The following is a 15,780-nucleotide window of genomic DNA, read 5'->3' on the forward strand; positions in this document are numbered from 1 at the left end:
TGATGATATCACCTCTAACTAAGTGACCAAATTCACCGTACCACTACAGGGGTATATCTAAGGCCTAGCATACTGCATCCATCTTCCAAGTAACGATCGGTCACTACGTCGAAACCGAACTTACCATAATAGTCTTTAAGGTGAGCTTGTGCCGAAATAAAAATTGAGCAATCAGGGTAAATCTTCCGAGTGGTATCAAAACTCACTTGCATGAGCTGGTTACCTATCTGTTTACCTCGGCATTCTTTCGCTACGATCACTCGCCCGATACAAACATCATCTGCATCAGAATCGAGCAGAGGGAGAACATCTACGGGGTATCCAAGCTTCTGAGCCATAATTCGACTGTAAGCCACTAGGTGTCCGTTCTCATAACCCATGATGTGATAGGTCTCTGGATGATTATCTTTGCCGTCTAGATCACTATAGGGTGTGTTCATATCCACGATAAAAATATCGACTCTTTGCTGTAAGAAATCATAGAGCTCTTGAACAGACAGCTCCGCAAATTTTTTAACTCCCCACTCGATCATCACTTTTCTCCTTATTATTTTGGGCTACAATATAGAGAGTATTCAAACCGAGTTCATTAACCTTTGTTAACTGGCCATGAAACTATTCAAAATCACCACTTTAAAGCGCCACTCATTTCCCCTCGTTATTCATTTCATTCGGCTTATGTAATAGAAAGTTAAAATTGTTCGTTTTTTGGGGTTTACATCATTTGGTAATAAAGACACTATGAATTCACGAAGAATAGACAAGTAAAGCTATTAGCCAGTCGGTTTAAGAATCAAACCTTCTGATTAATTGCTGATTTAGAGGAAGTAATGGCAGGAAACAGTATCGGACAACATTTCCGCGTGACCACGTTCGGAGAAAGTCACGGTATCGCACTAGGATGTATCGTAGATGGGTGCCCACCAGGATTGGAAATTACTGAAGCAGACCTTCAAAGAGATTTGGATCGTCGTCGCCCTGGTACTTCTCGCTATACAACGGCTCGCCGTGAAGCAGATGAAGTAAAGATTTTATCAGGTGTATTTGAAGGCCAAACTACGGGTACTTCTATTGGTCTATTGATTGAAAATACAGACCAACGCTCTAAAGACTATTCCGAAATTAAAGACAAATTCCGCCCAGGCCACGCTGATTACACGTACCATCAAAAGTACGGTGTGCGTGATTACCGTGGTGGTGGTCGTTCTTCAGCTCGTGAAACAGCAATGCGTGTTGCCGCAGGTGCTATTGCAAAGAAATACCTAAAACAAGAATTTGGTGTTGAAATCCAAGCTTACCTTTCTCAAATGGGTGATATCTCAATTGATAAAGTGGATTGGAACGAGATTGAAAACAACGCTTTCTTCTGCCCTGATGCAGATAAAGTATCTGAGTTTGACCAACTGATTCGTGACCTACTAAAAGAAGGCAACTCGATCGGTGCGAAGATTCAAGTGGTCGCGACTAAAGTGCCTGTAGGCCTTGGTGAGCCGATCTTTGATCGCTTAGATGCCGACATCGCGCACGCGCTAATGAGCATTAACGCTGTGAAAGGTGTTGAGATTGGTGATGGCTTTGATGTCGTTAATCAACGCGGTAGCGAACACCGTGATCCATTAACGCCAGAAGGCTTCACTAGCAACCATGCTGGCGGTATTTTAGGTGGTATCTCTACTGGCCAAGATATTGTGGCAAGCATTGCGCTTAAGCCAACATCAAGCATTACGGTACCGGGTGACACTATCACTAAAGAGGGTGAAGCGACGCAGCTAATCACGAAAGGTCGTCACGATCCATGTGTTGGTATCCGTGCGGTGCCTATTGCAGAAGCAATGCTGGCTATCGTGCTGCTTGATCACTTGCTACGCCATCGTGGTCAGAACTTTGGTGTGACAACAGAAACGCCACAAATATAATTCTGTTTCTGTTCATTCAGAATAGAATTGATAGATACAAAAAAGGGTTGCTTCGTAATGAAGCAACCCTTTTTCACATTCGTTGGATTATTCATCCAGTTAGAGACCATCAATGAGCGCTATCAATACAAGGCTCTAAGCGATTAATGCACTGAACTTTCAGAATCAAGTTGGAACGACGGTAAGCGCCATTTGAATCTCACTGCAGCCATACGCAGCAAGTAACCAACCACAAGTGTGACGATCGTCGCGGTTACGTCGTTGATACCAAACTCAAGTAAACCTAAGTACAAACCTGAAGCGATAAGCGCGATAGAGGCATATAACTCCTCGTGCAGAACCAATGGTGTTTGACGACAGATAAGGTCGCGTAGTAAACCACCAAAAACACCAGTCACTAAGGCAGACACCATACAAATCATTGGGTGCAGACCCATGGTCATCGCGACTTTAGTGCCAATGATACTGAATACAATTAGGCCTAGGGCATCCAAACGAATGAACAAGCCTTTTAGCTTGATGACCCACTTCGCCAGGCCTGTCGTGACGACGCCTGCGACACAAGTGATAGCCAAAAATTCTGGATTTTCAACCCAACCTAAAGGGTAATGGCCGAGTAGTATGTCTCGCACCGTACCACCGCCAATTGCCGTTGCACTCGCAACTAGCATTACACCAAACCAATCCATTTTTTGTTTGCCAGCACTGAGAGCGCCGGTCATGGCTTCTGCCGTGATGCCAATGATATACAAAACACTTAGTAGCATTGCTGTAGCTCTATAATTTAGGTCTATAAATTCGAGTCTTATAGGCCTTAGGGATATAAAATGAAGCGCGAGTGTAGTAATAAAAATGCTTGTTGACGAATGAATATTTGTACCGTGAATGAGCATTTCAGATTAGTTCAAGTAATCTGTTGAACTAGCTTGAGGTTACCGACCTTGAAGATAAACAGGCGTGCAATCACGGGGCTTGCTTGAACGGGGAAAGTTACGCTTGATATGGGGTTTACCAAGGCACGAAAACAGAGCAAAATACGGGGGTTTATTTTATTCTAAGCCAGTTTTATGACGCACCAATACTCAGACCTTATCGATATTTTTAATCAGACCTTTTTTGAAAGCTTTAATACCAAATTAGAGCTAGGTGATGATGAGCCGATCTATTTGCCTGCTGATGAAACCATCCCACACCATCGAATTGTCTTTGCACGTGGTTTTTATGCTTCTGCTTTGCACGAAATTGCACACTGGTGTGTTGCTGGCCCTGAACGTCGATTGCTGGAAGATTTTGGCTATTGGTATGAACCTGATGGTCGAACGGAATCGGTTCAAGCTGAGTTTGAAAAAGTAGAAATTCGCCCACAAGCGTATGAATGGATCATTGCGATGAGCGCAGGCTTTCCTTTTAATGTCAGCTGTGACAATCTACACGGCGATTTTGAGCCAGATCGTTTGGCCTTTATGAATAAAGTACACAGCGAAGTCATGGGGATCTTCGAAGTTGGCCTTCCGCCTCGCGTAAAAATGCTCTCTGAAGCATTACGCAGCTTCTACGATGTAGAACCTTTATGTGCTAGCCAATTTATTGTGAAATAAGAGAATATTATGATTATCGAATTTGAAGAAAAACTACTTGAAGTAATTGATGCTCGCATTGAAAACGCATCAGAGGACGAACTGTTTGCCGGTGGTTACTTACGTGGTCATATTTCTCTTTCAGTGGCTTCATGTGAAGAAGAAGGCATTGAAGACGTGGCTGAAGTTAAAGCACGCATCGAGAAGAGCCTAGATGACGCTCGCTCTGAACTAACACCCGCAGATCGTACTATTGTTAATGACCTTTGGGTTGAGCTGCAAAACCAAGCTTAATCGCTAACTATTTATCATTATCCGCTCAGTCCCTTCCTTTTCATTTTGCTGAGTCGTTAATTATTTGAGACTCATTCGAAATTTTTGAATGAGTCTGTTCAATCCTTGTGATGGTTCCATTTCCCGACTACGTTATTCTAAGCTCACTTAACGGAATTACATAAAAGGTCACATCATGAAAGTTATCGCATTCGGCGCAAGCACAAGCTCTACCTCTATCAACAAAACTCTAGCAACTTACGCAGCTAACTTGATTGAAGGTGCTGAAGTAAAAGTCCTAAACATCAACGATTACAACGTTCCTATGTTCAGTGAAGACACTGAAAAAGAGATTGGCCAAGCGGAAGGTGCTCAAGCATTCTTGCGTGATTTAGCAGAAGCGGACGCGTTTGTTATCTCTTTTGCCGAACATAACGGTCACTACCCAGCGGCATATAAAAACCTATTTGATTGGGCAACACGTATTGAGCGTTCAGTGTTTGGCGAGAAGCCAGCGGTTTACCTAGCAACTTCTCCTGGCCCTGGTGGCGCTCAAACGGTACTTGGTGCTGCAACGGGGTCTGCATCATTCTTTGGCGGCAACGTTAAGGCTTCACTTTCAGTGCCAAATTTCTACGATAACTTTGACTTTGAGTCCGGTGCTATCAGCAACGAAGAGATTGCTCAGCAGATCAAAGACGCGGTTGCTAAGCTGTAAATACTGCTCCGTTTAGAACATCAGTTTAGATCAACAAGAACAACAAAAAGCCCGAGTGACATAATGTCACTCGGGCTTTTTAGCTTTTAGTTTCAGGTGTTTCAGATGTTCAGAATAGTTGAACTAGAAACTATGGGTTTGTTCTAGAGTGTTTGTCTGCAACCCAACCAGCGGTTAATGCCTTACCTTTACGCAGCCTGCGCACCCACATTCTACTTGGGTGAATCGCCTCAAGCACATCAACCGGTAAAGGTAGCGGATCGCCACATATTTGTGATGCTAACACTTCGGCCAGCAATGGAGCAGAGCTTAAGCCGCGCGAACCCAGCCCGATAAAGCAGTACAGGTTAGGGAAGCTTGCTACCGTTTGAACACCATCAACCGAGTGGCGCTGTGGGTTAAAGTTGTGCAGATCTTGGTACTGAGCTTTGATTGATTCAAAATCACCAACATTTCCGACAAATGGTAAGTGATCACGGCTTACGCTTCGGATACCTTGGCGCGCTAAGTTGTCACTGGTGTCGACATCTTTTGTCCACGCTTGGTCTGGCAACGACCCGTTCAGGCGATCGCCATTATGTTGCTGAACCTCAATATCAAACTCTTGGTCGATATTGGTTTTATCGTAATTTGCGCCAATACAGTGGTGGCCGTTATTTGGATTCTGCGGCGTCAGATAGCCATCAAAGCACAAAACCGTTTTTAGCTTAGCTAAGTTTTCTGTAGTCGGAATATGGCTTACTTGGCCTTTAACCGGAGTCAGTGGTACTGGCTGAGTTTGTTTAAACTGAGTGAACTTGTGTCCGTTCGCTACAACCACTTGATCGTGCTTGGTTTGAATCTCACCTTGAGGTGTCTCAATCGTCAGCAACCATTGTTGCTCTGCTTCTAACCATTCAAGTTGAGTCACTTGATGTTGATAGTGCGCGCTCACTTGGTTGGTCTCTTCCAACTTACCAATCAAACCTTGAGTAAGCTGAAGGGGGCTTAACCAACCGCCCAACGGAAAGTAAACACTCTCTTTATCAACCGGTAAGCCAATCTCTTCGTTGGCTTGGTCTGGCGATAAACGCTGAATCAAATCTGTGTGGAAGTTGCCTTCCAACATGCGGTTGAGTTTTTTAGTGGAGCCTTGATCCCACATCAAGATGTTCACGCCACACCAGCTGTGATCAAATTGAACAGACTGAGCCGCTTGATTAATAAATTGACGAGCAAACAGTAACCCTGGGCCGAACACGCGAGACACGTTCGAGGTCGCTTCACTCAATAACGGGTAAATCGCACCTTGATTATTGCCAGAGGCATTGCCCGCAGCTTGTGGGTGTTCACAATAAAGAGTGATGTTTTTACCACGACGGCTTAAGGTTTTTGCAAGTGCTGCACTGGCTACACCACCACCAATAATAGCTATGTCTTGTGAATCATTGTGTTGAGCGAGGCCATACCAAGGTTTGATGTTGGTATGAGCGTGCTTCTCATCAAGTTGGCCGGCAATCATTTCTCGCTTAGTACCAAAGCCTTTGACTTTTTTCATCGCAAAGCCTGCTTCAATTAAGCCACGGCGAACAAAGCCAGCAGCGGTGAAGGTGGCGCAGCTACAACCTTGTTTAGCGAGCTTGGCCATGCCGTTGAACAGGTTTTGATTCCACATCTCTGGGTTCTTGCTCGGCGCAAAACCATCTAAGAACCAAGCATCAACCAAACCTTCACGTGGGGTTGGTACGTTAGGCATGCAATCTTTAATATCGCCAAACCACAAATCAAGCGTGATCGCACCATCACCGAGCACAATACGGTGACATTCAGGCAGGGCGATAGGGTAGTGTTCTTGGAGTTGCGTCGCATACTCGGCTAATTCTGGCCACGATTGATGTGCTTTGATCAGGTCCTCTTTGTTTAAAGGATATTTTTCAAAACTGATGAAATGTAACTCTTTGTTCATCGCTTGTGGGTTATCTTTAAGGAAAGTATCGAACCACTGCCACACAGCAAGAAAGTTTAAACCTGTACCAAAGCCGGTTTCAGCAATCACAAAACGACGTTGTTGATGTTCAACCCAACGCTCTGGAAGGTGGTTTTGCTTTAAAAAGACGTAGCGAGTTTCTTCTAAACCGTTAACATTAGAGAAGTAAACGTCGTCAAATTGGTCTGAAACTGGCGTGCCAGATTCATTCCATTCCAGTTCTGCATTAGTAATTGAAGTCATAAAATCTATCATTTTGTGATTTGAAGCGATATGTTGGTAGGGATTGTACGAATTTCTAGGAAAGCTGACCACTTTTGTTAGGCTTCTTAGTTATCATCTAGCTGAATTTAGAATTATAGGAATGTCACATGAAACGAGTCGTAATCACCGGTATGGGTATTGTTTCAAGTATCGGTAACAACGTCGAAGAAGTTTTAGCATCACTGAAAGAGGGTAAATCTGGTATTACCGCTTCAGAGCAGTTCAAGGAAAATGGCTTGCGCTCTCAAGTATGGGGTAACCTAAAAATGAACCCTGCTGACCATATCGATCGCAAAAAAATGCGCTTTATGGGTGATGCAGCGGCATTCGCTTATCTTTCAATGGAGCAAGCAATTGCTGATTCTGGTTTAACTGAAGATCAAGTATCTAATGACCGCACGGGTATCGTTGCGGGTTCAGGCGGTGCTTCATCTCTAAACCAAGTTAACGCTGTAGACATCATCCGTGAAAAAGGCGTTAAGCGCGTTGGTCCATACATGGTGCCACGTACAATGGCTTCTACGGTTTCTGCTTGTCTAGCAACTCCTTTCAAAATCCGTGGTGTGAACTACTCTATGAGTTCTGCATGTGCGACATCTGCACACTGTATTGGTCACGCAATGGAGCTTATCCAACTTGGTAAGCAAGACGTTGTATTCGCTGGTGGCGGTGAAGAACTGGATTGGTCTCTGACTATGATGTTCGACGCAATGGGTGCACTTTCTACTAAGTACAACGACACGCCAGAATTGGCTTCTCGTACCTACGATGCAGACCGTGATGGTTTCGTTATCTCTGGTGGCGGCGGCATGCTAGTTATCGAAGAACTTGAGCACGCAGTTGCTCGTGGCGCGAAAATCTACGGTGAGATCGTGGGTTACGGCGCAACTTCAGATGGCTACGACATGGTTGCTCCTTCTGGTGAAGGTGCGGTTCGTTGTATGAAGATGGCAATGCAAAACGTTGATGGCGTGGACTACGTGAACACTCATGGTACTTCAACTCCTGTTGGTGACGTTAAAGAGCTTGGCGCAATCCAAGAAGTCTTTGGCGGTAACAGCCCAGCAATCTCAGCAACTAAAGCGATGACAGGTCACGCTCTAGGTGCTGCTGGCGTACACGAAGCTATTTACTCAACGCTAATGCTAGATAATGGCTTTATTGCTCCAAGCATTAACGTTGTAAACTTAGACGAAGCAGGTAAAGGCCTAGACATCGTAACGGAAGCTCGTGAACAAGAGCTAACGACGGTTATGTCTAACAGCTTTGGTTTCGGCGGTACTAACGCAACGCTAGTAATCAAAAAGTATCAAGCTTAACTTAGGCTTGAGTTAGAGAGACAAGGTTAATCGTAAAAGTGGGCTAGTGCAGACTCAACACGCGCAGGTCTTCTAATAATAACGGCTATCAGAAGCTTGTTTAGATATAGGTTTTTAAGCGTGGTTTTTGAAACTTGTTTTTTAACATGGTTTTTAAAATCTGGGTTTAGAAATTGAAAGGTTTCCAGAGCTTGATCAGTAGTGACTTAGTTAGTACTGGTTGAACAGACGCAAGACTCTGTCTCCTGGAGAGCGAGATAGGATCCTTTTGTTCTGGATGTTTGCCCGATTGTTTATTCAATCGGGCATTTTTCGTTTTGACCTTGGATATGACTCAATTCCTGTTCTTGTTTGTGAAGGCTAGGGGATTCAGCCCTTTATTTATAATGTATTCCAATTGCGACTCGACACCGTGTGTGGAATTTTGCACAATCATTTCAATTCACATTTAAGGTCGACAGACCCCAACGAAAGTACCTTCCCAATGAAAATCTTAATCGATGAAAATATGCCTTATGCTGAAGCGCTTTTTAGCCAGCTAGGTGAAGTGACAATGAAGTCCGGTCGAACGCTAACCGCTGACGATCTTGTTGACGTAGATGCTCTGATGATTCGCTCGGTGACTAAGGTCAATGAAGCGCTGATCAGCAAAGCGAACAAGCTTAAGTTTGTTGGAACCGCAACAGCTGGTATGGATCACGTTGACCAAGAATTGATGAAAGAGCGTGGCATTTTCTTCACCGCGGCGCCTGGCTGTAACAAGGTGGGTGTAGCGGAGTATGCCTTCAGCGCGATGATGGTGCTTGCTCAACAACAAGGTTTTTCTGTTTTCGACAAAACGGTCGGTATTATTGGTTGTGGTCAAGTGGGCAGCTACTTAGCGAAATGCCTAGAAGGCATTGGTATTAAAGTGCAGCTCAACGATCCTCTTAAGCAACTGGAGGGTGACACTCGTGAATTTACCGACCTTGAAACGTTATTAGAGCAATCTGATGTGATCACGTTACATACGCCTATCACCAAGACGGGCGAGTTTTCAACGCACCATATGATCAATGAGCAAGTGCTAAACAACTTCCGCGCCGATCAAATCCTGATTAATGCTGCGCGCGGCCCAGTCGTTGATAACCAAGCACTAAAAGCTCGCCTGCTAAAAGCTGACGGTTTTACTGCCGTTCTTGATGTATTTGAGTTTGAACCTGAAGTCGACATGGAATTGCTTCCACTGCTTGCTTTCGCAACGCCTCACGTAGCGGGCTACGGTTTAGAGGGCAAAGCGCGCGGTACGACCATGATCTTTAACAGCTATTGTGAGTTTTTAGGTGCGGAACAACGTGCTTATGCAAGCGATCTTCTACCGACAGCCCCAGTGCCTCAAATGAAATTAGATAGGGCTTGGGATGAAGCAACACTGCACAATTTGACTCAGTTGATCTATGATGTGCGCAAAGACGACGCCTTATTCCGTCGCAATATCTCTACGCCGGGTTCTTTTGACAAGATGCGTAAAGAATATTGGGACCGTAGAGAGTACAGTGCAGTCGAGTTAACGGGCGATGAATCTTGTAATTTAACGCCGTTATCTAAACTCGGTTTTATGGTAAAGCCAACTTTATAAAAGAGAGAAACAATGAGCCAAGAATTTAATATTGCTATTTTGGGTGCGACTGGTGCGGTTGGTGAAACCATTCTTGAAGTACTTAAAGAGCGTAAATTCCCTGTCGGTGAAATGCACTTACTAGCAAGTGAACGTAGTGAAGGCAAAACTTCCCGTTTTAACGGCAAAACAATACAAGTACAAAACGTAGAAGACTTCGATTGGTCTCAAGTACATATTGCGTTTTTCTCTGCAGGTAGCGAGCTTTCAGAACGTTGGGCTCCAATCGCGGCTGACGAAGGTGTGGTGGTTATCGATAACACATCACGTTTCCGTTACGAATATGATGTTCCTCTGGTTGTGCCAGAAGTTAACCCTGAAGCGATTGCTGAGTTCCGTAACCGCAACATCATCGCGAACCCTAACTGTTCTACTATCCAAATGGTTGTAGCACTTAAACCAATTCACGATGAAGTGGGCCTTGAGCGTATTAACGTTTCAACTTATCAATCTGTATCTGGTGCGGGTAAGCCGGGGATCGATGAGCTAGCGGGTCAAACGGCTAAGCTTCTTAACGGCATGCCAGCGGACAAGTCAGCGTTCTCACAGCAGATCGCCTTCAACTGTATTCCTCAAATCGATGAATTTACAGAGAACGGCTACACGCGTGAAGAGATGAAGATGGTTTGGGAAACTCAAAAAATCTTTGCTGACTCTTCAATCACGGTGAACCCTACGTGTGTTCGCGTACCTGTATTCTACGGTCACGCTGAATCTCTACATATTGAAACTCGCGCTCCAATTGCTGCAGAGCAAGTGGTTCAGCTTCTTGAGAACACAGAAGGCGTTGAAGTATTTCAAGCGTTAGACTTCCCAACTCAAGTTCGTGATGCGGGTGGTAAAGATCACGTAATGGTTGGCCGTATTCGCAACGACATCAGCCATCACAGCGGCGTAAACATGTGGGTGGTTGCTGATAACGTTCGTAAAGGCGCAGCGACAAACGCAGTGCAAATCGCTGAAGTTCTGATTCGCGATTACTTCTAAGTTTCATTGCTTTGATAAATAAGCCTCACTCTTTAGTGGGGCTTTTTTAATCAATTGAAAATATTGTTAGGAAAATTGTGTGAAATTGCTGCGAATATTGTTGTCGTAACACATTTTTTGTCTTCGTCTCTATAGTTTTATGTCATTTATCCGATATATTTAATAGTTCATCACTTTATCCGAATTTAAGCACCTAGCTGAGCACTTTATGTTTCAAATTTTTAAGCCTTGGTTAATGCCTTTGGCCGTTATCATTGCGACTCAGATTCCCGTTGTTCGTGCAGATTCCATTCGAGTTGTAGGGCCTAATGGTCAGATACAATCAGCGCCTACTTTTTCCGAACCTCTGCAAAGAGTGCAGCCGCTTAGCGCCTCCAATGGTACTAGTGAGCCCTCACGTTTCTATGGTCCAACTCGTGGTTCAGAGACGCTGTGGTCTATCGCCTCAAAATTACGTCCGGATAACTCCGTGTCAGTCCAACAAACCCTGTTGGCGATTTATCGCTTAAACCCTCAAGCATTTGAAAACCAGAATATCCATAGCCTGTTGCCTGCGAGCAACTTACGAGTGCCTTCTTTAGAGCAAGCTCGTGCCAGCTCAACGCAGCAAGCGGTCAACATCATGACTTCGCACCTTGCCAAGCTTGATGCTCCAGTGGCTAAGCCTGTAGCGCCAAAAACAAAACCAGCGCCAGTGCCAACCCGACCTGATGTAAGTGATAAAAATGCGGCTTCAGCAAAGCAAGTGCAAGTAAGTGCAGCTAAAGCGCCTACAAATCCATCTTCTCCAACTGATTCAACGTCTCCAACCAAGGAGATGAACGAATTAGAAAAGACACTAGAACTTTCAGAAACAGAGTTACTGTCATTGGAAGAGAAAAATCATCAGCTTCGTTTAATGCTGTCGAACGTGCAGTCTGAAGTGGATGTGCTTAAAACGGAACTAAGCGACGAAGACCGTATCCGCAGCGAAGTTGAGAAGCTGCTTGCTGAAGAGCGTAAAAAGAACGCCGAAATCGAAAAAATGGCACCGACTGCTACAGAACAGTTGTTATCTAATGGTTGGCTAGTGGCTGCACTTGCGAGTATTCCAGGCCTTTTACTTGGCCTTATTATTGTGATGCTGTTGGGGCGCCGATCTAAAAACGATGAACAGCAGCAAACGACGCAAGAACAACCTATTCAACCTGAACCAAGCAGTGTGGCTCCTATCTCTTTAGGCGAAGAGATGAGCGATCTTGATAATGAGCTGTCTTTGGATGATGAACTTTTTGATACTGAAGACGACGCTACCAAGCTATTTGACGATCAAGCATTGGCTGAAGAAGACGATGTATTTGCAGGCTTAGATGAATCCGATCTTGATTTTAATCTTGATGGTGAAGACGATGACCCGTTTGCAAGTATCGGTGAAAACGGTGATTTAGACACCAACTTCGACGATCTGGACTTAGACAGTAACACCGGCATCAGTGTTAATGGTGAAGAAAAGGCGCTTGGTCTGGAAGAAATGGAACGCGCTCTGGATAAAACAGCGGAAAGTTCTCTTGATTCTGATGACGAGGACTTTGACCTTGCGGATGATAACGCGATGTCTGCTGATGAGGTTGAATCCCTACTATCTCAAGAGTCTGAGACTGAAGACTTAGGAGCGAATGAGCTAGATCAGTCTCTATTAGATGATCTGTTCGCGCTTGATGACGAAGACGATGGTAGTTTCGATATCGATGCTTTGATTTCGGAAGAGCAAAGTGACTCGCCTTCTAATAACAGCACCCCAGCAACCGATGATTTTGACATTGATGCGCTTATTTCAGAGCAACAGAGCGATGCCAAGCCTGCTGACTTGAGCAATGACGAGTTCGATATCGATACTTTGATTTCCGAACAGCAAACCGCTGAACCTTCGGCTCCTAGTGTCGAAGAGGATATTGATGATATTTTTGCTCAGGTTGCCGCTCAGAAAGGTGAAACGAATGCTCCCTCTAACCTTGATAATGACGATGAGGTTGCCGCTAACCTAAGCAGTGGTTTGGCGTCTGATGATGATATCGAAAACATCCTATCTCAGTTTGATAAGCCAATTGAAGATGAAGAAGCTCAAGACAGCGTTGATCTGCTCGATGAGCAATTGGCAGGTGATGACGTAGATCTAAGTAATTCGACCGATCTTCTTGATGAAATGTTGGAAGGTGAATCGGATGATGAGTCTGAAAGCGAACCTTTAGGGTTTGACGCTTTGTCTGAACTTGAAGAGCTTTCTGGCATATCGGCGGACGATGACCTAAACATTGCGGAAGATAGCACGGAAACCTTAGATGAGCTGATCGGTGATTCTGACGGTGATGACTTCGAACTCGATGCAGATAGCACTGATTTGCTTGATGATTTCCTTGATAGCGAATTGCTAGCCGATGATGCATCAACAGATGAAGCGGGCGAGAAGGAGACTGAATCTTTAGATCCGTTTGATGATCTACTAACAAGCGGTATTGAAGGTGAATTAGCATCGGAAGAGCAAGCGTTTGATAAAGAACTAGAGGCGGCCTTTGACTTTGACAAAGCCAATGAGGAGCCGATCAAAGGGTCAAGCGTTGAGACGACTCAGTCAACATCGGAGCCTTCTGAAGTTGAGCCAGCGCAAGCTGCTGAGGTGAGTGAAACATCACAACCTGAACCAGTTAGTGATGAGCCGTTAGATTTGGAACCGACGCAAGCCAGCTCAGAACTTGAGCCAGAGAGCGATGATGTTACGCCACAAAACGATGAAGCCTTTAATCGTGATGACTTCATCGATGATCTCTTTGGTGTAGCGCCAGCAACAGATGCTCTGCTTGATGATTCATTAGAAACCACAGACGAAGCGTTGATTGATGAGTTAATGACGCCTGATGACAGTGGCATGTTGGAAGCGAATGAAGCGCAAGTTGAAGAGTCAATCGAACAGGTTTCTGAACGAGATCAAACTCCAAGTTCGGATATTCAAGAAGCACTTCCGGAAGATACCGCATCGCCTGTTGAAGAAAATGACGAACTGGATATTGAGTCGCTGTTATCTGAAAATTCTGATGTTGAAGACCCCGCTTTCACTGAATTAGAGCAAGAAGCGCTTGAGCCGAAAGCAACATATACACAAGACAGTCACGAAGAAATCGCGCCTAGCTCTGAAAACCAAACTTCACCATCGTCACTGAGTGATGTCTCAGAAGACGAAGAAGAGACAGTTGAAGATTGGTTAGCAGAATCGATCGACGATGTTGAGTCGCCATCGAACATCGACTCTGATTTTGACTTTGAACCGAAAATTCAAGGTAGCGATGAATTTGAGAATGTTGTTGAATCCTTGCCAGAGCCAGAGCCAGAGCCAGAGCCAGAGCCAGAGCCAGAGCCAGAGCCAGTTCGTGCAGCAAATATGCCAGAGATCATTCCAAATGAATTCGGCGTACCAGAAGATGACGATTGGCTGATTGAAGATGAGACGCCTGCACCAGAGGCAGAAACAACACCAGAACCAGCTGTTGAACCTCAATTAGACGCTGAACCGCAACCAACAGCTGAGCCGCAAGCTGAAGCGACACCACAAACCGAAGCTACACCACAAGTTGAGGTTGCACCACAAACTGAAGTGGCGGAGCAAGCAAGTGAAGAAGAATTTTCATTTGATGATTTCGATCTGCCAGAGTTTGGTGAAGAAGAGGCACTAGCGGAAGCTGGTGTTGAAACAACACCAGAACCAGTCGCGCCCGCTGTTGAATCTCAACTAGACGCTGAGACGGAACCAACAGCTGAGCCGCAAGCTGAAGCGACACCGCAAGCCGAAGTTACACCGCAAGTTGAGGTTGCACCACAAACTGAAGTGGCGGAGCAAGCAAGTGAGGAAGAATTTTCATTTGATGATTTCGATCTGCCAGAGTTCGGTGAAGAAGACGCATTAGCAGAAGTGGCTAGCGAACCGGATGAAGCACAGTTAGAACAAGATCTATCTGGTGGTACCGAGAAGTTTGAGTTTGATGACCTTGAGCTGCCTGAATACGATGAAGAGAGCGCAAAAGCTGATTCTGTTTTAGACGATATTGAACAAAGCAGCGCTGAACCTGTAGCGGAAGATACGGGTGTAGAGTTCGATGAATTGGATTTACCAGAATATGGTGAAGATGAAGCAATCTCTGATGCGTTTGCTGAGCAAACAACACCGCTAACTTCTTTCAGCCCACAAGGCGAAGAGCAAGATGCGTTGCATGATTTGTTCTCAAACCCGCAAAGCTTTGATTATGCTGATGCTCTCTCGGACGTTGAAAGCTCAGAGGCTAGCTTTACACAACCAGATGAATCACTGAACGCGTCTTCAGAGCCAGGCTCAACGCCAAAGGCGGTTCAAGATGAACCATTAGAAGACTTTGATGAGACTGCTCTGGCAGAGTTACTTTCAGAAGATGTTCAAACCACTGTCGATAATATGTTTGACAAACCATTGGATACAACGTCGATTGATAGTGCAGGTCTAGATATTGATGCGATGCTTGAAGTGGGTGGCGAAGATTGGAAGGGGTTTAACTTAGCGCCAGAGCAACAATCGAGCATGCATAAGAATGTTCCTGATGATCAACAAGAGATTTGGGCATCGGCAGAGCAACAAGCTGAACCTAAAGTTAAAGAAGAGAATTGGGGACAACAAGACAACTTAACCGAATCAGGAAGAGGTCGTGATAAGCCATACATGACGATTGATGAACTGATGGCTCAAGTAGAGCAAGAAGGTGAAGAGGCCACTAATCCAGACGATGAAGAATTGAAGCTGGATGTTGGTCTAAATGAGTTCCCTGATGTTATCGGTGACATAGGCAATTTTGATGTTGATAGCAATGCAGAAGCTGCAGGTAAACTCGATTTAGCTAAAATCTACATTGAGATGAGTGACTCGCAAGGCGCGATTAAGCTTCTAGAAGAAGCTATTGTTGACGGAAGCGATGATATTCGTCGCGAGGCCAAGAATATCATCGATAAATTAAACGGTCGGTAAGCTCAACGAAATAGAAAGGGTAGCATTGGCTACCCTTTGTTTTAGGGCGAGGCTAAGAGCCTTTGTTTTATTATTACAGTTTT

The 15,780-nt window shown here is 44.9% G+C and carries 11 protein-coding genes; 8 read left to right on the forward strand and 3 right to left on the reverse strand.

Going from position 1 to position 15,780, the window contains the following annotated elements; genetic code table 11:
• Positions 1 to 32: 32 nt before the first annotated feature.
• Entirely contained in the window at positions 33 to 533 is a 501-nt protein-coding gene (locus WR49_RS00005) for a GNAT family N-acetyltransferase (protein WP_046222659.1), read from the reverse strand.
• 297 nt (positions 534 to 830) lie between these two features.
• On the opposite strand from WR49_RS00005, the gene aroC reads away from it, so the two are divergent.
• Positions 831 to 1,916 carry a chorismate synthase gene (gene aroC, locus WR49_RS00010; RefSeq protein WP_046222660.1) on the forward strand — a complete coding sequence of 362 codons (1,086 nt, stop codon included), beginning with the start codon at positions 831 to 833 and terminating at the stop codon, positions 1,914 to 1,916.
• 143 nt (positions 1,917 to 2,059) lie between these two features.
• Here the strand turns inward: aroC and WR49_RS00015 are convergent, their stop codons facing one another.
• The gene (locus WR49_RS00015) at positions 2,060 to 2,683 is read right to left on the reverse strand and encodes a trimeric intracellular cation channel family protein (RefSeq protein WP_017056438.1); all 624 of its coding nucleotides are present in this window, start codon (positions 2,681 to 2,683) and stop codon (positions 2,060 to 2,062) included.
• Between the two features lie 300 nt (positions 2,684 to 2,983).
• On the opposite strand from WR49_RS00015, the gene WR49_RS00020 reads away from it, so the two are divergent.
• From WR49_RS00020 to WR49_RS00030, 3 genes are all read left to right on the forward strand, one after another.
• Complete coding sequence (locus WR49_RS00020) at positions 2,984 to 3,514, forward strand: elongation factor P hydroxylase (RefSeq protein ID WP_017056439.1); 531 nt, start codon at positions 2,984 to 2,986, stop codon at positions 3,512 to 3,514.
• 9 nt (positions 3,515 to 3,523) lie between these two features.
• A complete protein-coding gene (locus WR49_RS00025) occupies positions 3,524 to 3,787 on the forward strand; it encodes a YfcL family protein (protein WP_017056440.1) in 264 nt (87 codons plus the stop codon).
• A gap of 175 nt (positions 3,788 to 3,962) precedes the next feature.
• The gene (locus WR49_RS00030; RefSeq protein ID WP_046222661.1) at positions 3,963 to 4,484 is read left to right on the forward strand and encodes an NADPH-dependent FMN reductase; all 522 of its coding nucleotides are present in this window, start codon (positions 3,963 to 3,965) and stop codon (positions 4,482 to 4,484) included.
• A gap of 130 nt (positions 4,485 to 4,614) precedes the next feature.
• Here the strand turns inward: WR49_RS00030 and mnmC are convergent, their stop codons facing one another.
• The gene (gene mnmC / locus WR49_RS00035; protein WP_046222662.1) at positions 4,615 to 6,693 is read right to left on the reverse strand and encodes a bifunctional tRNA (5-methylaminomethyl-2-thiouridine)(34)-methyltransferase MnmD/FAD-dependent 5-carboxymethylaminomethyl-2-thiouridine(34) oxidoreductase MnmC; all 2,079 of its coding nucleotides are present in this window, start codon (positions 6,691 to 6,693) and stop codon (positions 4,615 to 4,617) included.
• A 128-nt stretch (positions 6,694 to 6,821) separates the two neighbouring features.
• Here mnmC and fabB point away from each other — a divergent pair, with 128 nt between their 5' ends.
• The 4 genes from fabB to WR49_RS00055 all read left to right on the forward strand — a co-directional run bounded on the left by fabB (position 6,822) and on the right by WR49_RS00055 (position 15,697).
• Positions 6,822 to 8,033: a beta-ketoacyl-ACP synthase I gene (gene fabB, locus WR49_RS00040; protein WP_017056443.1), complete on the forward strand. Its 1,212-nt coding sequence runs from the start codon at positions 6,822 to 6,824 to the stop codon at positions 8,031 to 8,033.
• Positions 8,034 to 8,517: 484 nt separating this feature from the next.
• The gene (locus WR49_RS00045) at positions 8,518 to 9,651 is read left to right on the forward strand and encodes a 4-phosphoerythronate dehydrogenase (protein WP_046222663.1); all 1,134 of its coding nucleotides are present in this window, start codon (positions 8,518 to 8,520) and stop codon (positions 9,649 to 9,651) included.
• Between the two features lie 12 nt (positions 9,652 to 9,663).
• On the forward strand, positions 9,664 to 10,677 hold the full coding sequence (locus tag WR49_RS00050; RefSeq protein ID WP_017056445.1) for an aspartate-semialdehyde dehydrogenase: 1,014 nt from the start codon (positions 9,664 to 9,666) through the stop codon (positions 10,675 to 10,677).
• Positions 10,678 to 10,885: 208 nt separating this feature from the next.
• Entirely contained in the window at positions 10,886 to 15,697 is a 4,812-nt protein-coding gene (locus WR49_RS00055; RefSeq protein WP_046222664.1) for a FimV/HubP family polar landmark protein, read from the forward strand.
• Positions 15,698 to 15,780: the final 83 nt, after the last annotated feature.

Source organism: Vibrio sp. ECSMB14106 (assembly GCF_000972265.1).
GTDB lineage: Bacteria > Pseudomonadota > Gammaproteobacteria > Enterobacterales > Vibrionaceae > Vibrio > Vibrio kanaloae.